General features: G+C 61.8%; 19 protein-coding genes. 2 read left to right on the forward strand and 17 right to left on the reverse strand.

Going from position 1 to position 20,534, the window contains the following annotated elements; translation table 11 throughout:
* Nucleotides 1–74: 74 nt before the first annotated feature.
* The 5 genes from secF to queA all read right to left on the reverse strand — a co-directional run bounded on the left by secF (nt 75) and on the right by queA (nt 5,875).
* Entirely contained in the window at nt 75–1,097 is a 1,023-nt protein-coding gene (secF, locus tag V3C40_RS10065; protein ID WP_034745511.1) for a protein translocase subunit SecF, read from the reverse strand.
* A gap of 90 nt (nt 1,098–1,187) precedes the next feature.
* Nucleotides 1,188–3,053: a protein translocase subunit SecD gene (secD, locus tag V3C40_RS10070; protein ID WP_034745508.1), complete on the reverse strand. Its 1,866-nt coding sequence runs from the start codon at nt 3,051–3,053 to the stop codon at nt 1,188–1,190.
* A 96-nt stretch (nt 3,054–3,149) separates the two neighbouring features.
* Nucleotides 3,150–3,482: a preprotein translocase subunit YajC gene (gene yajC, locus V3C40_RS10075; RefSeq protein WP_034745505.1), complete on the reverse strand. Its 333-nt coding sequence runs from the start codon at nt 3,480–3,482 to the stop codon at nt 3,150–3,152.
* A 196-nt stretch (nt 3,483–3,678) separates the two neighbouring features.
* Nucleotides 3,679–4,818: a tRNA guanosine(34) transglycosylase Tgt gene (gene tgt / locus V3C40_RS10080; RefSeq protein WP_331777320.1), complete on the reverse strand. Its 1,140-nt coding sequence runs from the start codon at nt 4,816–4,818 to the stop codon at nt 3,679–3,681.
* A 1-nt stretch (nt 4,819) separates the two neighbouring features.
* Nucleotides 4,820–5,875 (reverse strand): tRNA preQ1(34) S-adenosylmethionine ribosyltransferase-isomerase QueA, encoded by a 1,056-nt coding sequence (gene queA / locus V3C40_RS10085; RefSeq protein ID WP_034745496.1) that lies wholly within the window; start codon nt 5,873–5,875, stop codon nt 4,820–4,822.
* A 178-nt stretch (nt 5,876–6,053) separates the two neighbouring features.
* On the opposite strand from queA, the gene recG reads away from it, so the two are divergent.
* The gene (recG, locus tag V3C40_RS10090; RefSeq protein ID WP_331777321.1) at nt 6,054–8,156 is read left to right on the forward strand and encodes an ATP-dependent DNA helicase RecG; all 2,103 of its coding nucleotides are present in this window, start codon (nt 6,054–6,056) and stop codon (nt 8,154–8,156) included.
* A gap of 109 nt (nt 8,157–8,265) precedes the next feature.
* On the opposite strand, the gene V3C40_RS10095 is transcribed toward recG, so the two are convergent.
* The 12 genes from V3C40_RS10095 to V3C40_RS10150 form a co-directional block, all read right to left on the reverse strand.
* A complete protein-coding gene (locus V3C40_RS10095) occupies nt 8,266–8,757 on the reverse strand; it encodes an REP-associated tyrosine transposase (RefSeq protein ID WP_331777322.1) in 492 nt (163 codons plus the stop codon).
* Nucleotides 8,758–8,880: 123 nt separating this feature from the next.
* Nucleotides 8,881–9,006, reverse strand: a complete 126-nt coding sequence (locus V3C40_RS10100; protein WP_268991989.1) for a hypothetical protein — start codon at nt 9,004–9,006, stop codon at nt 8,881–8,883.
* Entirely contained in the window at nt 9,006–10,220 is a 1,215-nt protein-coding gene (locus V3C40_RS10105; RefSeq protein ID WP_080698372.1) for an MFS transporter, read from the reverse strand. The genes V3C40_RS10100 and V3C40_RS10105 overlap by 1 nt, the downstream gene beginning before the upstream one ends.
* An 11-nt stretch (nt 10,221–10,231) precedes the next feature.
* Nucleotides 10,232–11,221: a Gfo/Idh/MocA family protein gene (locus V3C40_RS10110; protein ID WP_331777323.1), complete on the reverse strand. Its 990-nt coding sequence runs from the start codon at nt 11,219–11,221 to the stop codon at nt 10,232–10,234.
* Between the two features lies 1 nt (nt 11,222).
* A complete protein-coding gene (locus V3C40_RS10115) occupies nt 11,223–12,041 on the reverse strand; it encodes a DUF3025 domain-containing protein (protein WP_331777324.1) in 819 nt (272 codons plus the stop codon).
* A gap of 6 nt (nt 12,042–12,047) precedes the next feature.
* Nucleotides 12,048–13,100: a dihydroorotase gene (pyrC, locus tag V3C40_RS10120; protein WP_331777325.1), complete on the reverse strand. Its 1,053-nt coding sequence runs from the start codon at nt 13,098–13,100 to the stop codon at nt 12,048–12,050.
* Between the two features lie 151 nt (nt 13,101–13,251).
* Nucleotides 13,252–14,700 (reverse strand): amidohydrolase family protein, encoded by a 1,449-nt coding sequence (locus tag V3C40_RS10125; RefSeq protein ID WP_331777326.1) that lies wholly within the window; start codon nt 14,698–14,700, stop codon nt 13,252–13,254.
* 37 nt (nt 14,701–14,737) lie between these two features.
* On the reverse strand, nt 14,738–15,463 hold the full coding sequence (locus V3C40_RS10130) for an amino acid ABC transporter ATP-binding protein (RefSeq protein ID WP_331777327.1): 726 nt from the start codon (nt 15,461–15,463) through the stop codon (nt 14,738–14,740).
* Between the two features lie 19 nt (nt 15,464–15,482).
* Complete coding sequence (locus V3C40_RS10135) at nt 15,483–16,175, reverse strand: amino acid ABC transporter permease (protein WP_034745474.1); 693 nt, start codon at nt 16,173–16,175, stop codon at nt 15,483–15,485.
* Between the two features lies 1 nt (nt 16,176).
* Entirely contained in the window at nt 16,177–16,926 is a 750-nt protein-coding gene (locus V3C40_RS10140) for an amino acid ABC transporter permease (RefSeq protein ID WP_070303009.1), read from the reverse strand.
* Nucleotides 16,927–17,024: 98 nt separating this feature from the next.
* Entirely contained in the window at nt 17,025–17,981 is a 957-nt protein-coding gene (locus tag V3C40_RS10145) for an amino acid ABC transporter substrate-binding protein (RefSeq protein WP_034745472.1), read from the reverse strand.
* Nucleotides 17,982–18,176: 195 nt separating this feature from the next.
* The gene (locus tag V3C40_RS10150) at nt 18,177–20,027 is read right to left on the reverse strand and encodes an ABCB family ABC transporter ATP-binding protein/permease (RefSeq protein ID WP_034747574.1); all 1,851 of its coding nucleotides are present in this window, start codon (nt 20,025–20,027) and stop codon (nt 18,177–18,179) included.
* A 136-nt stretch (nt 20,028–20,163) separates the two neighbouring features.
* Between V3C40_RS10150 and V3C40_RS10155 the strand changes: the two genes are divergently transcribed.
* Nucleotides 20,164–20,529 (forward strand): acyl-CoA thioesterase, encoded by a 366-nt coding sequence (locus V3C40_RS10155; protein WP_223278886.1) that lies wholly within the window; start codon nt 20,164–20,166, stop codon nt 20,527–20,529.
* Nucleotides 20,530–20,534: the final 5 nt, after the last annotated feature.

Below are 20,534 nucleotides of genomic sequence, written 5' to 3' on the forward strand. Positions count from 1 at the left end.
GTCATCCGTTACAAAAAAAAACGACCACCGCAAACGGTGATCGTTCTTTCATTCAAGCTGCAAAAAACCTGCGCTTACACCACGGCGCCGTCGGTTTCGTCTTTTTCCTTGACCGGCTTGATCAAGTCTTCGCGCTTGACGCCCAGCCACATGGCGATCGAGGCCGCGACGAACACGGACGAGTAAATACCGAAGCAGATACCGATGGTCAGCGCCAGTGCGAAGTGGTGCAGGGTCTGGCCGCCGAAGATCAGCATCGACAGCACCATCATCTGGGTCGAGCCGTGGGTGATGATGGTACGCGAAATGGTGCTGGTAATCGCGCTGTCGATCACTTCATGCACGGTCGCCTTGCGCTGCTTGCGGAAGTTTTCGCGGATACGGTCAAAGATCACCACCGATTCGTTGACGGAATAACCGAGCACCGCCAGAATGGCCGCCAGCACCGTCAGCGAGAATTCCCATTCGAAGAAGGCGAAGAAGCCCAGGATGATCACCACGTCATGCAAGTTGGCGATAATGGCCGAGACAGCGTATTTCCATTCGAAGCGGATGGCCAGGTAGATCATCACGCCGATAATCACCACCACCAGCGCGTTCAAGCCATTCTGCGCCAGTTCCTCGCCCACTTGCGGGCCGACGAATTCAACTTTCTGCAGGACGACCGCTTCGCTGCCGGCAGCATCCATACACGCGCTCTTGAGCACATGCTCGCCCTTGTCGGTGACGGTGTCGATGGCCTTGGTCGAGCCTTGCTCGGCCTTGCACAAGGCTTCAAACACGCGCTGCGAGGTGTTGGCGGCGCTGACGCCATTTTCCACCGGCAGGCGGATCATCACGTCGCGCGCCGTATCGAAGCTGGTCACGCCCGGCTCTTCATAGCCCATGGCGATCAGGGTGCCGCGTATGCCTTCAAGATTGGCCGCCTTCGGGTATTTCACCTCCATCAGGGTGCCGCCCTTGAATTCGACGGACAGGTGCAAGCCCTTGTGCACCAGGAAGAAAACGGCGGCAAGGAAGGTCACGGCCGAAATCACGTTGAAAATCAACGCATGGCGCATGAAGGGAATATCTTTTTTGATCCGGAAAAATTCCATGAAATCCTCTGAGTTCTATTCTGTGCGTCCGGCGGCTGTGCCACCGGACGCGATCGCTGTTGACGCTATTGGGTGAGTCGGGGCCGTCGCTTATTTGCTGGTGCCCGGCACCCACACCGTGCCGATCGACAAGGTCGTCAGCTTTTTCTTGCGGCCATACCAGAGGTTGACCACACCGCGCGACACGAACACGGAGGAGAACATCGAGGTCAGAATACCCAGGCAATGCACAACAGCGAAGCCGCGCACAGGACCGCTGCCGAAGGCCAGCAGCGCCAGGCCGACGATCAGAGTGGTCACGTTCGAGTCGAGAATCGTGGCCCAGGCGCGGTCGAAGCCGGCGGCGATCGCCGCTTGCGGCGTATTGCCTGCGCGCAGCTCTTCACGGATACGTTCATTGATCAGCACGTTGGCGTCAATCGCCATACCCAGCGCCAGCGCGATAGCGGCGATACCGGGCAAGGTCAACGTCACTTGGATCATCGACAGCAAGCCGACCAGCAACAGCAGGTTGGTGGCCAGGGCCAGCACGCTGAAGGCACCGAACAGCATGTAGTAGGCGATCATGAAGACGGCGATGGCGATGAAGCCGTACAGGGTCGAGTGGAAGCCCTTGGCGATGTTTTCCGCGCCCAGTTGCGGTCCGATCGTGCGTTCTTCGATGACGGTCATCGGTGCGGACAGGGCGCCCGAGCGCAGCAGCAGCGCCAGTTCATTCGCGTTTTCCGCGCCGCCCATGCCGGTGATCTGGAAGCGCGAACCGAGTTCCTGCTGGATGGTGGCAACCGACAGCACTTCCGGCTTGCCCTTTTCAAACAGCACGATGGCCATGCGCTTGCCCACGCGTTCGCGCGTCGCTTCACGCATCTTGCGGCCGCCGTCGCCGTTCAGGTCGATCGATACGGCCGCCTGCTGGTTCTGGTCGAAGCTGGCCGTGGCGCTGGAGATATAGTCGCCCGTCAGGATCACGTCTTTCGCCAGCACGACAGGTACGCCCTTGCCGACGGTAAACAGTTCCGAGTTGAACGGGATGGCGCTCGACAGTTCGGTGCCAGGCACTATGCTTTCATCGACCAGGCGCACTTCCAGGGTCGCCGTGCGGCCGATAATGGCTTTCGCGCGGGCCACGTCCTGCACGCCAGGCAATTGCACCACGATGCGGTCAGGGCCTTGCTGTTGGATCAGCGGCTCGGCCACGCCCAGCTCGTTGACGCGCTTGGACAGGGTGGAGATATTCTGTTTCACGCCTTCATCGATGGTGGCTTTCAGGGCGGCCGGCTTCAGGGTGATGTTCAGTTTCAAATCGCTGCCTTCGCCCGCATCGGCGAACGCCAGTTCCGTCATCTGGTCGGACAGGACATTTTTTGCCTTCACGCGCGTTTCCGCGTCGCGGAAGTTGATCTGGACGCTGTCGCCCACGCGTTCGATGCCGGCGTGGCGGATATTCTTGTCGCGCAACACGCTACGCGCGGCGGACTGGACGCCCTGGACTTTCTTGTTCAGTACGGCTTTCGCATCGACCTGCATCAGGAAGTGCACGCCACCGCGCAAGTCCAGGCCCAGGAACATGGGCAAGGCATGCAATTTTTGCATCCACAATGGGGTATTGGCTTGCAGATTGACCGTCACGATGTAGGCGGGATCGCTGGCATCGGTGTTCAGGTCTTTTTCCAGCACCAGTTTCGCCTTGAACTGGGTATCGGGATCGGCGAAACGCACGCGCACGGAGGCGAGGTTGCCGGCGCCATCCATGGTGACACCTTCCGACTTGACGTTCTCTTTCGTCAATATTTGCTCGACTTGCGTCATCAGCTCGCCCGTCACTTTGACGGTCGACTTGCCGCTGGTTACTTGCAGCGCCGGTGACTCACCGAAATAGTTGGGCGCCGTATAGAGTGCGCCCAGCAATAAGGCGACGACGATGATGATGTATTTCCAGGCAGGATAGCGATTCATATTGATTCAGCGTTCAGTGTTGAGCGTCGGAGGCGTCGCGAGGGGCGGCGGGTAGCCGCCCCATTCAATCATTGCTTTGGCAATGACAGCGATGAATTACAGCGCCTTCAGGGTGCCTTTAGGCAGCAAGGTGGTGATGGAGCTCTTTTGCACCGTGATTTCGGTGCCGGTCGCCACTTCGATGGTGACGTAAGCGTCCACTACCTTGACAACACGGCCCAGCATGCCGCCGGCGGTAACGACTTCGTCACCCTTGGCCAGCGCGTCCATCATCGCCCGTTGTTCTTTGGCGCGTTTTTGCTGTGGGCGGATCATCAGGAAATACATGACCACGAACATCAATACCAGCGGCAGGAAGCTGGTCAGGTTGCCGCCGAGGCCCAGGGCGTCGGTTGGGGCTTGCGCATAAGCGTTGGAAATGAAAAACACGGTGACTCCAGTTCTAATCAGTTTGAAAAAATAGCGCTGTATTCTAGCATTGGCAATCCGCCAAGCCTCCAATTGCAGGCATGGCAGCTTCAAATGGGGCTAAAAAGGCATTATGCAATGCTTTATCGCCCCAGTCCAAGCACCAATACACAAAACTTCCGGCCATGCTGCGGCCAGGGCGCCAGATAAGGTTTTCTTAAGTTCCGCGTGCGCGTTCCGCGTGGAATTGCAGGGTAAACGCGTGGAAACGGTCTTCATCGAGCGCTTCGCGCATCTGGCGCATCAGGTCCAGGTAGTAATGCAGGTTGTGGATGGTATTCAAACGCGCACCGAGGATTTCCTTGGAGCGGTGCAAATGGTGCAGGTAGGCGCGCGAGAAATTGCGGCAGGCGTAGCAGCTGCAGGTCTCGTCCAGCGGCGCCTGGTCTTCCTTGTACTTGGCGTTCTTGATCTTGATGTCGCCAAAACGGGTGAACAGCCAGCCATTGCGGGCGTTACGTGTCGGCATGACGCAGTCGAACATGTCGATACCGTTCGACACACCCGCCACCAGGTCTTCCGGCGTGCCCACGCCCATCAGGTAATGGGGCTTGTTGGCCGGCAGGCGCGGGCCCACGTGGGCCAGCATGCGCATCATGTCTTCCTTCGGCTCGCCGACGGACAGGCCGCCGATGGCGATGCCGGGGAAATCGATTTCTTCCAGCTTGGCCAGCGACTCGTCGCGCAGCATTTCGAACATGCCGCCCTGCACGATGCCGAACAGCGCATTCGGGTTTTCACCGCGGTGGAACTCGTCCTTCGAGCGCTGCGCCCAGCGCAAGGACATGCGCATGGACTTGGCCGCTTCCTCGATGGTGGCCGGACGGCCCTGGATTTCGTACGGCGTACATTCGTCGAACTGCATGACGATGTCGGAATTCAGGACGCGCTGTACCTGCATCGACACTTCCGGCGACAGGAACAATTTATCGCCGTTGATCGGCGAATTGAAATGCACGCCCTCTTCCGTGATCTTGCGCATGGCGCCCAGCGAAAACACCTGGAAACCGCCCGAGTCCGTCAAGATCGGCTTGTTCCAGCCCATGAAACCATGCAAGCCGCCGAATTTTTCCATGACGGTGTTGCCAGGACGCAGCCACAGGTGAAACGTGTTGCCCAGAATGATCTGCGCTTCGATCTCGTTGAGTTCCAGCGGCGACATGGCTTTCACGGAGCCGTAAGTGCCCACTGGCATGAAGATCGGCGTCTGCACGACGCCATGGTTGAGTTTCAAGGTGCCGCGGCGTGCCTTGGTCAGGCCGCTCGTGTCGGTCTTGAGTAATGTAAATTCCAGCATGTCAGTCTTTCACGGGGGTATCAAGGTTCAGCGCAGCGCGCGATTGCGTGGTGAGCAGCATCGCGTCGCCATAGCTGAAGAAACGGTAATTCTGCGCAATCGCATGCGCGTAGGCGCTGCGGATCGGCGCATAGCCGGCAAAGGCCGACACCAGCATCAGCAGGGTCGACTTCGGCAAATGGAAGTTGGTGATCAAGCGCGTCACCGTTTTAAACGCATAGCCGGGCGTGATGAACAGGGCTGTGTCGGCGCTGCCCGCCACCAGCTGGCCGCTTTGCGAGGCCGATTCCAGCGCGCGCAGGCTGGTCGTACCGACGGCCACCACGTCGCGCCCGGCCAGCTGCGCGGCGCGCACGGCGTCGACGGTTTCCTGCGGCATGGTGTACCACTCGGTATGCATCTTGTGTTCGGCCAGCACCTCGGTGCGCACGGGCTGGAAGGTGCCAGCGCCCACGTGCAGGGTCACATAGGCGAAGTTGACGCCCTTGGCCTTCAATTGATCGAGCAGGGCCTGGTCGAAATGCAGGCCGGCCGTCGGCGCGGCGACAGCGCCGGGCACCTTGTTGAACACGGTCTGGTAGCGCGTCTCGTCGAATGCATCCGCATCGTGCTCGATGTACGGCGGCAGCGGCAGGCGGCCATGCGCCTCGATCAGCTCGAACACGTCTGCCTCGAAGTGCAGGGTAAAGAATTCGCCGGCGCGCTGGCCGACCGTCACATCAAAGGCGTCGGCCAGCCGGATGCGGCAGCCGGGCGGCGGCGACTTCGACGCGCGCACCTGGGCCAGCACGGTACGGTCATCGAGCACACGCTCGACCAGTGCCTCGATCTTGCCGCCGCTTTCCTTGACGCCAAAGAAGCGCGCTTTCAGCACGCGCGTATCGTTCATCACCAGCAGGTCGCCCGCCTGCAACAGCCCGACGATGTCGGCGAACTGGCGGTCGACCAGAGCGTCGCCGTCCAGATGCAACAGGCGCGAGGCGCTGCGCTCGGCCAATGGAGTTTGCGCAATGTTTTCTTGCGGCAAATTAAAATCGAAATCGGAAAGCGAATACATGCGTTTTGCTTCAAAAGTACGTCAAAAATGATTAGGAGTGCGCAATGGAACATCTGGCACTATACTGTGCGCCTATACAGGCATTACAATAATCCGCCGCAACAATTTACGACTGCGGTACGCACAGGGTGTGCCGGACAACCCTCTATTTTACGCTAGCGGCACCAAAACCTTGCATATGTCCGATCCCAAGCCCGATCTTCCTCCCACAGCCAAGCCGGCCGCGAAGCCGAAAGCCGTCAAAAAAGTGGTCAGCACGGAAAGCCGGCTGGCCAAACTGGGCTTGCGCACGGACATGGACCTGGTGCTGCACCTGCCGATGCGCTACGAGGACGAAACCAAGGTCTACACGATACGCGACGCCTGCCTGCGCGGCGGCGAGTCGTGGCAGGTCGAGGGCATCGTCACCAAATGCGAAGTCAATTTCAAGCCGCGCAAGCAGCTGCTGGTGACGATCGCCGACGAAACGGGCAATTTGCTGCTGCGCTTCATGAATTTCTACGGCAGCCAGGTCAAGCAGCTGGCCGAAGGCACGCGGGTACGCGCGCGCGCCGAACTCAAACACGGCTTTTTCGGCGCCGAGATGGTGCACCCGACATATAAAGTGGTCAACGAGGGAGCGCCCCTGCCCACGGCGCTGACGCCCGTGTATCCGTCCGGCGAAGGCCTGTCGCAGCACGTGCTGCGGCGCGAGATCGCCGACGCCATGCGCCGCATCGACTGGCAGGACACCTTGCCCGACCAGCTGCTGCGCGAAATGCAGCTGTCGCCGTTCCGCGCCGCCGTACACCTGCTGCACTATCCGCCGCAGGACATCGATGAAAGCGCGCTGATGGACCGCTCGCACCCGGCCTGGGTGCGCATGAAGTTCGATGAACTGCTGGCGCAGCAGCTGTCGCTGAAACGCGCCCAGCGCGCGCGCCGCTCGAAGGGCGCCGCATCGCTACCCATCGTCGGCACCCTGTCGAATGCCTTCGGCGCCGCCCTGCCCTTCAAGCTGACGGGCGCGCAGGCGCGTGTGCTCGAGGAAATCCGTGCCGACCTGCGCCAGCCGTATCCGATGCAGCGCCTGTTGCAGGGCGACGTCGGCAGCGGCAAGACGGTGGTGGCAGCGTTGTCGGCCACGCAAGCGATCGACAGCGGCTACCAGGCCGCGCTGATGGCGCCCACGGAGATCCTGGCCGAGCAACACTTCCGCAAGATCGCCGCCTGGATGGAGCCGCTGGGCGTGAAGGTAGCGTGGCTGACGGGCAGCCTGAAGAAAAAGGAAAAGACGGCCGCGCTGGCCCTGATCGAATCGGGCGAAGCGCAGCTGGTGATCGGCACGCATGCGCTAATCCAGGATAACGTGCTGTTTGCCAAACTGGGCCTGGTGATCGTCGACGAGCAGCACCGCTTCGGCGTGGGCCAGCGCCTGACCCTGCGCAACAAGGGCGACAGCGCGGCCGTTCCGCACCAGCTGATGATGTCGGCCACGCCGATCCCGCGCACCCTGGCCATGACCTATTACGCCGACCTGGAAGTGTCGGTGATCGACGAGCTGCCGCCAGGGCGCAGCCCCATCGTCACGCGCGCCATCGACCAGAACCGGCGTGACGAAGTCATCGCCCGCGTATATGCGGCCGCGCTGGAAGGCCGGCAGGTGTACTGGGTCTGCCCGCTGATCGAGGAATCGGAAGCGCTGCAGCTGCAGACGGCCACCGACACCTACATGATGCTGGCCGAAGCCCTGCCCGCGCTGCAGGTGGGCCTCGTGCACGGCCGCTTGAAGCCGGCGGAAAAGCAGGAAGTGATGGACGCCTTCATCGCCGGGCATATCCACGTGCTGGTGGCCACCACCGTCATCGAAGTGGGCGTCGACGTGCCGAATGCCTCGCTGATGGTGATCGAGCACGCCGAGCGCTTTGGCTTGTCGCAGCTGCACCAGCTGCGCGGGCGCGTGGGCCGCGGCTCGGCGGCCAGCGTCTGCCTGCTGCTGTACCAGGGCCCCCTGGGCGGCGTGGCGCGCCAGCGCTTGATGACCATGCGCGAAACAACGGACGGCTTTGAAATCGCCCGCCGCGACCTGGAAATCCGTGGCCCCGGGGAGTTTCTTGGCGCGCGCCAGTCCGGCCAGGCAATGCTGCGTTTCGCCGACCTGGAAACGGATCAGTGGCTGGTCGACCAGGCCCGCGACGTGGCGCACGATTTGCTGCACGCCACTACGGCCGCCGCTGCAGCCACCGTGGAAGCGCACCTGGCGCGCTGGCTGGGTGGGAAAGAGGAATTTTTGAAGGTGTAGGTCTTACATTGCATGTCGGATTACGCGCTTTGCGCTAATCCGACCTACTCACGACGCAAACGGTAGGTCGGATTAGCGTAGCGTAATCCGACAACATTGTTAGCGCTGCTCACTCCCGCCCAACGCCCTTCATATCGACAACATCCCCGCCCCAATCCGCGGCACACCATCCCTGCTTTACATACCGGTGAAAACTGGAATACGGCCAATCGATGACTTTACTCACAAGGCCATGCTTGACGGGGTTGTAATGGATGTAATCGACATGCTTGGCCAAGTCGCGCTCATCGCGCAAGACATGCTCCCAATACCGCTGCTGCCAGACATTTTCAAGATCGCAGCGCTTGCTGAACCACGTCTTGATCAAGCGCCAGCGCGTCATGAAATCGGTATCGTCTTCAGGCAGGGTCCAGATGCAGTGCAGGTGATCGGGCAGGATGACGATAGCGTCAATAGCGAATGGCCGTTGATGCCGCACGGCGTGGAAAGAATCACGCAGCAAATCCACGGCAGTGGCAGCAGCGAAAACAGGCCGGCGGTGGGCCGTCACCACCGTGAAGAAAAAGCTGCCGCCTGGCTGAAATGCGCGTCGGTATCGCATGGTTTCGGATGTTGTCGGATTACGCGAATCCGTCGCAGCAGGTCGGGTAGGTCGGATTAGCGTAGCGTAATCCGACTTCTAACGTAATCCGACTTCACGCAAACCACCTTGCGCCCACGCAGCCTACATGCACATCCAGAAGCGGTTCGCCAGGTCGAGCATGAAGTCGGGCCGCAGATAGGCAAGGAAGACGATGGCCAGCAGCGCGGCGCCAGCCAGGCGCCACAGCCATGTACGCCAGTTGGCCATTACGCGGCCACCGCCACGCGCTTGACTGCGCGCTCGTCGATGGGCAGGTTGATCAGCGCGGCCAGCAAGCCCAGGCCGATGGTGATCATCCACACGATGTGGTAACTGCCCTGGTGCTCGTACAGATAGCCGCCCAGCCAGGCACCAAGGAAACTGCCCACCTGGTGCGAGAAGAACACCATCCCGGCCAGCATCGACAGATGCTTCACGCCGAAGATGCCGGCGATGATGCCGTTCGTCAGCGGCACGGTCGACAGCCACAACACGCCCATGCCTGCCGCGAACAGATACACGGACCACGCCGACAATGGCGCCAGCAGGAACGCGGTGATGACCACGGCGCGCGTCACGTAGATGGCCGACAGCAGGTAGCGCTTGGCGATCTTGCCGCCGAGTTTGCCCGCATAGTAGGAGCCGACGATGTTGAACAGGCCGATCAGGGCCAGCGCCGTGACGGCGACGTTCGGGTTCATCAGGCCTTGGTCCTTCAGGTAGGCCGGCAAGTGCACGCCGATGAAGACCAGCTGGAAACCACAGACAAAATACCCGGCCAACAACAGCCAGAACGAGCGGCTGGCGATGGCTTCGCTGAAGGCGGCGCCCACGCTTTGCTGCGGACCGCTGGCGTGCGAGACGGGGGGCTCGCGCAGGTAGAAGGCCATCGGGATCATCGCCAGCAGCACCAGCGCTGCCAGCACATAAAAGGCGTTTTGCCAGCCCACGGCGGAGATCAGCTGCTGCTCCACGGGCATCATGAGGAACTGGCCGAACGAGCCGGCAGCCGACGAGATGCCGAAGGCCCACGAGCGCTGCTCGGGCGGCGCGCTGCGGCCGATGATGCCGCTGATGGCGCCAAAAGCGGTGCAGGCCAGCGCCAGGCCGATGAAGATGCCGGAGCCGACGATGAACAGGGTGGGCTGCGTCACGAGCGCCATCCACACGAGGCCCGCCATGTAGCTGATGGCGCCGACGATGACGACGCGCATGGTGCCGAAACGGTCGGCCGCCATACCGGCGAACGGGCCGAAGACCCCCCACATCAGGTTTTGCATGGCCAGCGCCAGCGAATACGTTTCGCGCGTCCAGCCATTGGCTTGCGAGATCGGCTGCATCCAGAAACCCAGGCCGTGGCGCACGCCCATCGCCAGGGTCAGGACGACGCCGCTGGCGATGAGGACAGTTTTCAGGCTGGGACGGGATGAGTGCAATGTCATGGGATTCCTGTTCACGCCTGGTCTGCTTGGTAGACGAGGCCGATCTGGCCGCGCATGGTGTCGAGATTGCGCATCAGCGCCACGCTGTCGGCGTGCGGCATGAGGGGGCTTTCCAGCAGGCCGGCGCGGATGCAGCGCATCGCCTCGATGGCCTCGTGCGCATAGCCATTGCCCAAGTGGGGGGCGGCGACGACGCGGCGTTCGCCGTCCATCATTTCGACAATCAGGTGATCGGGCTTGTAAAAACGGTTGGGCAGCCGGATGCGTCCCAGGCTGCCGGAAATGGTCATTTCCGTCGGCGTCTGCGCGCGCAGGCTGCAGGCGCAGGACGAGGTGCCGCCGCCCGCATGCAGCAGCGAGAACACGACCTGCTCGTCGACGCCGGTGGCGCCCATCTCGGCCAGCGCCTGCACCTGCGATACGGGGCCGAGGAAGAAGGCCGCCATCGACAGCGGATAGATGCCCACGTCGAGCAGCGCGCCACCACCGAGCTGCGGATTGAACATGCGGTGCTCGGGCGGGAAATTGGCGACAAAGCCGATATCGGCCTGCACCTGCCGCAGCACGCCGATTTCGCCGCTGGCGATGATGCGTTTCGCTTCCTGCACGGCGGGCAGGAAACGGCTCCACATGGCTTCCATCAAAAACAGTTTTTTCTCGCGCGCCATGTCGACCACGGCCTGCGCTTCGCGCGCATTCATGGTGAACGGTTTTTCGCAGACGACGTGCTTGCCGGCGGCCAGGCACAGCAAGGCATTTTCTGCATGCAGGGTGTGCGGCGTGGCGATGTAGATCACGTCCACATCCGGGTCCATGGCCAGCGCCTGGTAGGAACCGTGGCAATGCTCGATGCCGAATTCGGCGCCGAAGGCCTGCGCACCGGCGCTGCTGCGCGAGGCGACCGCCACCAGTTGCGCACCGGGCGCATCGCGCAAGCCATTGGCCATCGCGCGGGCGATCTTGCCGGTGCCGAGGATGCCCCAGCGGACGGTGTTTTCCATGCTATTGATCTCTTTCTGCGCCAGCCACCTTGCGCTTCGGGCGGAATACCGCCGCGTCATTATAAAAATCGTCGTCCTGGTCTTCACACCAGCCAGGCAAGCCAAGCACGGGCAGCGGCGTAAAGTCCGCCGTGGTCAGACCTTGCTGCGCCAGGTCTTGCGCCACCCGTTCGTCGAGCCAGGAGCGGCGTGCCGCATCGTCGAGCGCAAAGTAGGCGTCGCCGGCAAAGATCACGCGCGTATGCGCCGTGATGGCCTTGCGCGGCGCCACCAGTTTTTCCATCAGCGCGTGGCCGAACAGCCAGACATCGGCGTCGCCGCCTGCGCCAAATTTCTCGCGCTGCGCAATGAACGCGCTGCGCCAGTCGTGCCCGCGCAAGGCCGCGTCCAGCGCGCGCCCCGCGTTGCTGTCGCGCAGCACCAGCAAGGCGGAATTTTCGTCAAAAATCGTCGCGCCATCGCGCGCGGGACCGCGCGATTTGCCCACGCCCGACAGCGCGATCTGCGCCGCCTGCAGCGCATTCAATTGACGCTTGATGCGGGGGAAGGTCAGCCACACGAGCGCGTTGAAAAAATCGTGCAGATTCTCGCGCGTGGGCACGCCGCCCGTCGCGCCGATGAACTCTTCATAGGCCACGCCTTCGGGCAGGTCCGCTTGCGGCACGAAGGCCAGCGGCAGGCCCGATGGATTGCGCAAATCCAGCGCCCGCGCCCGTCCATTGAGCGCGGCAATCACCGTGTCGCGCTGCAGGTCCAGCTGCCGTCGCGCCGGCAGCACCGTGGCAAACCAGGGGCGGGTCCAGTCTATCGATGGCAGCATGAACGCTTAGACCATTTTCCAGTTGATCTGCTCGCCCGCGTTGAGCGGAATGACATGGCTGTCGCCCAGCGGCAGCGAAGCCGGCAAGGTCCAGCTTTCGCGTTTCAGGGTGATGGTGTCCGTATTGCGCGGCACGCCGTAGAAGGCCGGACCGTGGAAGCTGGCGAACGCTTCGAGTTTATCGAGCGCGCCGGCCCGTTCGAACGCTTCCGCATACATTTCCATCGCGTGCAGAGCCGTGTAGCAACCGGCGCAGCCGCACGCCATTTCCTTGGCGCCCTGCGCATGCGGCGCCGAATCCGTGCCGAGGAAGAAGCGCTCGTCGCCGCTGGCGGCGGCCGTCATCAGTGCCAGGCGGTGCTCTTCGCGCTTCAGGATAGGCAGGCAGTAGTAATGGGGGCGGATGCCGCCCTTGAAAATCTCGTTGCGGTTGTACAGCAGATGATGCGCCGTGATGGTGGCGGCGATCGGGCCTTCCGCTTCGGCCACGTACTGCGCCGCATCCTTGGTGGTGATGTGCTCGAACACGACGGACAGGGCCGGGAAGGTGCTGCGCAGCGGGCGCATCACGCGCTCGATGAAGACGGCTTCGCGGTCGAAAATGTCGATTTCAGGATCCGTCACTTCGCCGTGCACGAGGAAGGGCATGCCCACTTCCTGCATCACTTCGAGCACCTTGTAGCAGTTTTTCAGATCCGTCACGCCCAGGTCGGAATTGGTGGTCGCGCCAGCCGGGTACAGTTTCACGGCCTGCACGATGCCGCTGTCCTGCGCGCGGCGGATTTCGTCGGGCGAGGTGTTGTTCGTCAGGTACAGCACCATCAGCGGATCGAAGTTCACGCCTTGCGGCACGGCGGCCAGGATGCGCTCGCGGTAGGCACTGGCATCGGCCGTGGTGGTGACGGGCGGTTTCAGGTTCGGCATGACGATGGCGCGACCGAACTGGCGCGCGCTGTGCGGCAGCACGCTGGCCATGACGGCGCCGTCGCGCAGGTGCAAATGCCAGTCATCCGGACGGGTGATGGTGATGGAGGCTGGGGTGTGATCGAGTGTGGACATGGCGGCTGCTCTCAGGCGGTCATTGCGAATAGCGCCATTTTACCAGCCGCGGGGCGGCCTCGCAGGCTACGGCGGCTACTGCCCGATGCTTGCCGGACGATCAAACGGCCGGTTTGCACCGGCCGTTTTCAATCTCGGGAGCGTACGGGAATCAGGACTTAGCCGGCGCCGCTTCCTGCTTCGCCACCCAGGCGCGCAGTTCCGCCAGCATCCGGTCCAGCGCGGCGCGGTCGTAGACGTTGCCACGGCTGACCACCAGGCGGATCTGGCGCGTGGCGCCGATATCCTGCAGCGGGTTCGCGTCAAGCACCAGCAGGTCGGCCGCCTTGCCGGCCGCCACGCTGCCGTAGCGGTCCAGCTTGCCCAGGAAGCGGGGACCGTTGATGACGGCCGACTGCAAGGCTTGCTGCGGCGTCAGGCCGTACTGCACGTACAGGCCGATTTCATCGTGCAGGGCCTGGCCCGGATAGTCGAAGGAATTCAAGAAGCCCGCATCGGTACCGGCGATGATGCTCACGCCCTGCTGCTGCAAAAGGGGCAGCAGCTTGGCCGATTGCTCGAACTGCGCGTGGCGCTGGACGATCGCTTCCGGACCATCCTTGGCGGCGCGCTGCACGCGCCAGTCGTAGGTGGCGCGCAAGCCCTTGCCGATGTATTGCAGGGCCGTGTCGTGCGTGTGGTCTTCGCGGTCCAGGTAAGCCGTCACGCGCGAGCCCCACAGGGTCGGCACGATGGCCGTACCGCGTGCGGCCAGATAACTGAAGGCCTTGCGCGCCGTCGGCTCGTCGTAGCTTTGCACGCTGGCCTGCATGGCTTCCTTGCCCGTCATCGCGCCGGCGGCCACCTTGGCCGTCAGCTCCTGCTCGCGCGGCGTGGTGGCGCGCAGCAAATACGATTGATGCTCGATCGTGCCCAGGCCCGCATCGGCCATCTGCTCCAATGTGAGCTGCACGGGGATATGGCCCGACGTGCGCATGCCCCGTTCGCGCGCCTGGCGCAGCGCTTCCAGGTACAGCTCAGGCTTCAGGGTATTTTCCGTGATCTTCACGAAGTCGACCTGCTGCGCCTGCAGGCCGTCCAACGCGCGCGTGACTTCCTGCGGCGTGCCCACTTCGATGGTGCCCTTCCACAGCGGCTTGATGCCTTCGAGTTTGGCGCCGGACGTAAAAATCGTCGGGCCTTCCAGCTGGCCCGCATTGATCTGCTGGCGCCATGCCAGCACCGTGTCGGGCAAGTCGCCCGAGCAGTCGCGCACCGTGGTGATGCCGTGCGCCAGGTACAAGGGCAGCAGCTGCTTGTTCTCGTCAATCAGCTCCGGGCCACCGCCAAAATGCACGTGCGTATCCCACAGCCCCGGCATCAGATACTTGCCGGGCAGGCGGATGGTCCGCTTCGGCGCGTAGCTGCGCAGCTGCGCGTCATCGACGACGGCAACGATGCTGTCACCCTTGAGCAGCACGGTCTTACCCTTGACCGCCTTGCCCGCAGCCACGTCGATCACGGTGGCGCCGCGCAGGGCGATGTCGACGGCGATCTTGTCGGCCGCGTGGGCATGGGCGAGCAGGCCCAGCGCCAGCATGGCGCCGGCTAGTTGTTTCATGTCAGGCATTCGTACTCAACTTCAACGTAATAAAAAATTAATGGATGATCTTGGCGAGGAAATCGCGCGCGCGGTCCGAACGCGTCGTATTGAAGAAGTCATCCTTGCTGCAATCTTCGATGATTTTTCCCTGGTCCATGAAGACGATGCGGTTGGCCACGCGCCGGGCAAAGCCCATTTCGTGCGTGACGACCATCATCGTCATGCCTTCCTGCGCCAGGCCCACCATCACGTCGAGCACTTCGTTGATCATCTCCGGGTCGAGCGCCGATGTCGGCTCGTCGAACAGCATGGCGATCGGGTCCATCGACAGCGCGCGGGCGATCGCCACGCGCTGCTGCTGGCCGCCCGACAGCTGGCCGGGGAATTTGTCCTGCTGCGACAGCAGGCCCACGCGGTCCAGGTATTTCAAGCCCTTGGCATTGGCTTCGTCGGCGCTGCGGCCCAGCACCTTGATCTGGCCGATGGTGAGGTTTTCGCGGATCGACAGATGCGGGAACAGCTCGAAATTCTGGAACACCATGCCGATGCGCGCGCGCAGTTTCGACAGATTCGTCTTCGGGTGGTTGACGCTGATGCCGTCGACGATGATCTGCCCCTGCTGGATCGGTTCGAGGCCGTTGACGGTCTTGATCAGGGTCGACTTGCCGGAGCCCGACGGGCCGCAAATGACCATCACGTCACCCTTGGCGACGTTGGTGGTGCAATCGGTCAGTACCTGGAACTGGCCATACCATTTGCTGACGTTATTGAGTTCAATCATCTTGTTCTTTCTTTTACGGTTAGCGAATGATGGCGACGCGTTTCTGCAGGCGTTTTACCAGGAACGACAAGGCATAGCACAGCACGAAATACACGACGGCGACAAACACGTACATCTCCACCAGGCGGCCGTCGCGCTGGGCGATTTTTGATGCGGCGCCGACGAAATCGGGGATCGACAGCACGTACACGAGCGACACGTCCTGGAACAGCACGATGGTCTGCGTCAGCAGCACGGGAATCATGTTGCGGAACGCCTGCGGCAGCACGATGAAGGCCATGGTCTGCGAGTAGTTCATGCCCAGTGCCTGGCCGGCCCATACCTGGCCGCGCGGGATCGACTGTATGCCGCTGCGCATGATCTCGCAATAGTAGGCCGCCTCGAACATGATGAAGGTGATCAGCGCGGAAGAAAACGCGCCCACTTTCACCGGCTCGTTGGCGCCGATGATCCAGGCCGCGATGTACGGCACCAGGAAGTAGAACCAGAAGATCACCAGCACCAGCGGAATCGAGCGTATCAGGTTGACGTAGCTCGACGCCACGCCCGAGATGAGGCGGCTGCCGGACAAGCGCATCAGCGCCAGCAGGGTGCCCAGCACGATGCCGCCGACCATGGACAGCGCCGTCAGTTTCAGGGTGAAGACCATGCCGGTCTGGAACAGGTAGACCCACGAGCGGGAGATGACATCGAAGTCGAAATTGCCTAACATATCAATGTCCTCCCGTCTTGGCGCCAGCGACGATGAAGCCCGGGATGGCGACCTTTTTCTCGATCAGGTGCATCAGCACCACCACCAGCAGGTTGACGACAACGTAGATGATGGTGGCGGCCGAAAACGCTTCGAACACCTGGAAGGAAAACTCCTGGATAGCGCGCGCGCTGGCCGTCAGTTCGATCAGGCCGATGGTCAGGGCCACGGAACTGTTCTTGATGATGTTCAAAAATTCGCTGGTCAGCGGCGGCATGATGACGCGCGCGGCCATCGGCAGCAAAATGAAGCGGTAGGTTTGCGGCAGGGTCAGGCCCAGCGCCGTGCCGGCAAGTTTCTGCCCGCGCGGCAGCGCCTCGATGCCCGTCGTCACCTGCACGGCCACGCGCGAGGAGGTAAAGAATCCCAGGCACAGCACGGCCGTGACGAACGGCGCATTTGGCAGCGACTTGACCCAGGCGCCGAGATCCGGCGGCAGCAGTTCCGGCATGACGAAATACCAGAGGAACATCTGCACCAGCAGCGGCACGTTGCGGAACAGTTCGACGTAGGCATTGGCCACGCCCACCAGCCATTTGTTCGGCAGGGTGCGGATGGTGCCGATCACCAGGCCCAATATCAGCGCCATGATCCACGCCGCACCGGCCGTGGCCAGGGTCCAGGTCAGGCCGGACCACAGGGTGTCCATATACGTGCCCACGCCATCGGGAGAAATCTCCCAGAAAATGCGCCAATTCCAGTTGTAATTCATGATCATCCTTCGCATGCAGCCCGAGGACAGCGGCCAGCCGGCCACCCGTCCCGCAAATAAATCGGGAGGCTTGCGCCCCCCGGTTTGTTACGCAATCTTTACTTTTTCCGCTTGTCCGACGTCTTCTGCGCTTCCGGTACGGCCGCATACGCGGCAGGGTCGCCGGAGTCGGTCGGATTGGCAAACACGGCCTTCAATTGCGGCGGCATGGGGAATTTCAGATTGATGTTTTTCGGCGGGATCGGCGAGGTAAACCATTTCGCGTAAATGCGGTTGATGTCGTCGCTCTTGTACAGGCGGATCAGCGCATCGTCGACCACTTTCTTGAAGGCCGGGTCGCCCTTGCGCAGCATGATGCCGTACGGCTCGACTGACAGCGCTTCCTTGGTGATTTCGTAGTCGTTCGGGTTTTTCGAGTTGGCCACTTGCGACGCCAGCAAAATGTCGTCGTTGGCTTCAGCCACCGCGCGGCCCGTTTCCAGCATCAGGAACGACTCGGGATGATCCTTGCCGACGGCGATATTCATGCCCAGGTTCTTTTCCTTGTTCAGGATGGTCATCTGCTTGATGGTCGACGTGCCGGCCGTGGCGACCAGGGTCTTGCCGCGCAAGTCTTCCAGGGTCTTGATGTTCGAGGATTTTTTCGCCAGCACGCGGTTGCCGATGACGAACATGGTCGGGGCGAACGCCACTTGCTGCTGGCGCTCCAGGTTGTTCGTCGTCGAGCCGCATTCGAGGTCGATGGTGCCGTTTGCCATCAGCGGGATGCGGTTGGCCGACGTAACGGGGCTCATCACCACTTTCAGTTCGCTCAGACCCAGGTGCTTTTGCAGGGCCGTGACGACTTTCATGCACAGGTCGATCGAATAACCCTGATATTGCTGCTTGTCGTCGAGATAGGAGAAGGGCACGGAGCCGTCGCGCACACCGAGGGTGACGGAACCGGCTTTCTTGATCTTGGCCAAGGTGCCGGTCAATTCCTGAGCCTGGACTGGCGACATGCTGCTGATGACACCGACGCTGAGCAGCGTGGCGATGATTTTGGTCAATTTCATAAATTCTCCTGGGCGGACAAACCGGATGGACTCCGAACGAAACAACTGTGGTGCAGACGCCACCATTGGAATTAATTTTATTTCATTTTCAGCACCCGACCAGCCATTTTCTGCGATTGCCCGCAAATAGGCGCTATACGCGCGCTGGAATCAGCGCGGCTGTAGCATTTTTCCTACTGATTTCACATTCCCGATTTATTTTGCCGGCGCCAGACCCGCCAACTCATCCTCTTGCGCCTCATCGTCCATGTTCGCCTGCTGGCGTTGCCACATCTGCGCGTACAGGCCGTCGAGCGCCAGCAATTGCGGATGCGTGCCCCGCTCGACGATGCGGCCGTGGTCGAGTACGAGGATTTGCTGGGCGTCGGCCACCGTCGACAAACGGTGCGCGATGACCAGGGTGGTGCGGTTCTTGGCGATGTCCTTCAGCTGCGACTGGATCGCCTGCTCGGCCTTGGAGTCGAGCGCCGAAGTGGCTTCATCGAAGATCAATATCGCCGGGTCTTTCAGCAAGGTGCGGGCAATGGCCACGCGCTGCTTTTCACCGCCCGACAATTTCAAGCCCCGCTCGCCCACCATGGAGTTGTAGCCATCTGGCAAGCTTTCAATAAAATCATGGATCGATGCCGCTTTCGCCGCCGCCACGATGGCCTCCTTGCTGGCGCCCGGCTTGCCGTAGGCGATGTTGTATTCGATGGTGTCGTTGAACAAGACCGTATCCTGCGGCACGATGCCGATGGCCGCGCGCAGGGAATCCTGTGTGATGTTGCGCAAATCCTGGCCATCGATGGTGATGCCGCCGCCATCGACTTCATAGAAGCGGAACAGCAAGCGCGACAGGGTCGACTTGCCCGAGCCGCTGTGGCCCACCACGGCTGTCGTCGTGCCGGCGGGGATCTGGAAATCCACGTCGAACAGAATTTGCCGCTTGGCTTCATAGCTGAAATCCACGTGGGCAAAGCGCACGGCCGCGCCCCGCGTGACGAGCGGCTGCGCTTCCGGCGTGTCGGCGATTTCGCGGTTTTCGTTCAGCAAGGAAAACAGGCGTTCCATGTCGGCCAGGCTTTGCTTGATTTCGCGGTAAATCACACCCAGGAAATTGAGGGGGATATACAGCTGGATCATGAAGGCGTTCACCAGCACCAGGTCGCCCAGGGTCATCGTGCCGGCGATCACGCCCACCGTCGCGCGCCACAAAATCAGGGTGACGGCCGTGGCGATGATCAGGGACTGGCCCGTGTTCAGCAGGGACAGGGAAGTCTGCGATTTCACGGCCGCCGATTCATAGCGCTGCAAGCCTTCGTCGTAGCGCTTCGCTTCGTAATCCTCGTTGCCGAAATATTTGACGGTTTCATAGTTGATCAGCGAATCGATGGCCTTGGTATTGGCTTTGGAATCGAGGTCGTTCATGGTGCGGCGGAAATGCGTGCGCCAGTTCGTCACCAGCACGGTAAATGCGATGTAGGACACGAGCGCTACCGCCGTGATGACGGTGAACCAGATGTCGTAATGCAAGACCAGGTAGCCGAGCACGAGGGTGATTTCCACCAGGGTCGGCAGGATGTTGAACAGGGTGTAGGAAATGAGCGAGCCGACGCTGCGCGTGCCCCGTTCGATGTCGCGCGTCATGCCGCCCGTCTGGCGGTTCAGGTGGAAGCGCAGGGACAGCGCATGCAGGTGGCGGAACACTTGCAGCGCGATGGTGCGCACGGCCCGCTGCGTGACCCGGGCGAACAGGAATTCGCGCAATTCCGTAAACAAGGTGGTTGACAGGCGCAGCAAGCCGTAGGCCACCAGCAAGCCGACGGGCAGCACCAGCAGCGCTTGCGGATGGGCCGCCGTGATCGTCATGGCGTCGACGAGTTTTTTCAGGATCAGGGGCACGCCCACGTTGGCCAGCTTGGCGCCCACCAGGCATAGCAGCGCCAGCAGTACCCGCCATTTGTAGACCCAGAGATATGGCAGCAAGGTCTTGATGGTGGCGAAATCGCTGTGGCTGGCGGAAGCGGGCGAGCGGGGCGGAGGGGAAGTCTGGGAACGGCGCATGGCGAAGGTCGGCTTTTTATGGTTCAATCGGGGCAATTGTAGCCTTTCATGAGAATAAAAGATGAGCACCTCCCCAGACCGTCCCGACAACTGCCTCGCCTCCGGCCTGCCCGCCGGAAAAATGCCGGAATTGCGCATGATGCCCGCGCCGTCCGACGCCAATGTATACGGCGACGTCTTCGGCGGCTGGATCATGGCGCAGGTCGATATCGCCGGTTCCCTGCCGGCCACGCGGCGCGCCAACGGCCGCGTCGCCACCATCGCCGTCAATTCCTTCGTCTTCAAAAACCCCGTCTTCGTCGGCGATCTGCTCTCCTTCTACGCCGACATCGTCAAGGTCGGCAATACTTCGATCACTGTCAATGTCGAGGTATATGCCGAGCGCAACCGCCTGCAGGCGTGCATCGTGAAAGTCACGGAAGCAACCCTGATCTACGTGGCGACGGACTCCGACCGCAAGCCGCGCAAGGTGCCGCCGATCGAGACCTTGCTGTCATCTTGATTGTT

The sequence above is a fragment of the Janthinobacterium sp. LS2A genome (assembly GCF_036543145.1).
GTDB lineage: Bacteria > Pseudomonadota > Gammaproteobacteria > Burkholderiales > Burkholderiaceae_D > Janthinobacterium > Janthinobacterium aestuarii.

Coding starts and splice junctions, on each gene's coding strand:
- secF (WP_034745511.1), bottom strand. CDS start 1,097: ATGGAATTTTTCCGGATCAAAAAAGATATTCCCTTCATGCGCCATGCG.
- secD (WP_034745508.1), bottom strand. CDS start 3,053: ATGAATCGCTATCCTGCCTGGAAATACATCATCATCGTCGTCGCCTTA.
- tgt (WP_331777320.1), bottom strand. CDS start 4,818: ATGCTGGAATTTACATTACTCAAGACCGACACGAGCGGCCTGACCAAG.
- queA (WP_034745496.1), bottom strand. CDS start 5,875: ATGTATTCGCTTTCCGATTTCGATTTTAATTTGCCGCAAGAAAACATT.
- recG (WP_331777321.1), top strand. CDS start 6,054: ATGTCCGATCCCAAGCCCGATCTTCCTCCCACAGCCAAGCCGGCCGCG.
- V3C40_RS10095 (WP_331777322.1), bottom strand. CDS start 8,757: ATGCGATACCGACGCGCATTTCAGCCAGGCGGCAGCTTTTTCTTCACG.
- V3C40_RS10100 (WP_268991989.1), bottom strand. CDS start 9,006: ATGGCCAACTGGCGTACATGGCTGTGGCGCCTGGCTGGCGCCGCGCTG.
- V3C40_RS10105 (WP_080698372.1), bottom strand. CDS start 10,220: ATGACATTGCACTCATCCCGTCCCAGCCTGAAAACTGTCCTCATCGCC.
- V3C40_RS10110 (WP_331777323.1), bottom strand. CDS start 11,221: ATGGAAAACACCGTCCGCTGGGGCATCCTCGGCACCGGCAAGATCGCC.
- V3C40_RS10115 (WP_331777324.1), bottom strand. CDS start 12,041: ATGCTGCCATCGATAGACTGGACCCGCCCCTGGTTTGCCACGGTGCTG.
- pyrC (WP_331777325.1), bottom strand. CDS start 13,100: ATGTCCACACTCGATCACACCCCAGCCTCCATCACCATCACCCGTCCG.
- V3C40_RS10125 (WP_331777326.1), bottom strand. CDS start 14,700: ATGAAACAACTAGCCGGCGCCATGCTGGCGCTGGGCCTGCTCGCCCAT.
- V3C40_RS10130 (WP_331777327.1), bottom strand. CDS start 15,463: ATGATTGAACTCAATAACGTCAGCAAATGGTATGGCCAGTTCCAGGTA.
- V3C40_RS10135 (WP_034745474.1), bottom strand. CDS start 16,175: ATGTTAGGCAATTTCGACTTCGATGTCATCTCCCGCTCGTGGGTCTAC.
- V3C40_RS10140 (WP_070303009.1), bottom strand. CDS start 16,926: ATGAATTACAACTGGAATTGGCGCATTTTCTGGGAGATTTCTCCCGAT.
- V3C40_RS10145 (WP_034745472.1), bottom strand. CDS start 17,981: ATGAAATTGACCAAAATCATCGCCACGCTGCTCAGCGTCGGTGTCATC.
- V3C40_RS10150 (WP_034747574.1), bottom strand. CDS start 20,027: ATGCGCCGTTCCCAGACTTCCCCTCCGCCCCGCTCGCCCGCTTCCGCC.
- V3C40_RS10155 (WP_223278886.1), top strand. CDS start 20,164: ATGATGCCCGCGCCGTCCGACGCCAATGTATACGGCGACGTCTTCGGC.